At 65.4% G+C, this 243-nt stretch carries 1 pseudogene; it reads right to left on the bottom strand.

The features are described from left to right. A pseudogene (locus SB765_RS32955) lies at positions 1–102 on the bottom strand (hydrolase); the annotation flags it as partial. Between the last annotated feature and the right edge of the window lie 141 nt (positions 103–243).

Below are 243 nucleotides of genomic sequence, written 5' to 3'. Positions count from 1 at the left end.
CTCCAGCGCTGGCAGCTTGCGCCAGAGCGGGCCCCACAAGGTTTGCAGGTGCGGATTGGACCGGCCGACGGCCGGGCGAAAATGGGCAGTGAGGCTGGGCATGCTGGGCGACTCGTGATGTGCCTGCCTAGAGTGCCATGAAACGCTACCCCTGTACCTGCGCTATTGGTCGAGAGCCGGCAGCGGTTGTTGGTTCACCAGCGGGCCGACGCTGACAAGCACCTGGCGCGTCTGGTCGAACCT

It is taken from the genome of Pseudomonas sp. SIMBA_067 (assembly GCF_046534675.1).
In the GTDB taxonomy this organism is placed as follows: Bacteria; Pseudomonadota; Gammaproteobacteria; order Pseudomonadales; family Pseudomonadaceae; genus Aquipseudomonas; species Aquipseudomonas putida.
This window is presented reverse-complemented; position numbering and strand designations above follow the sequence as displayed.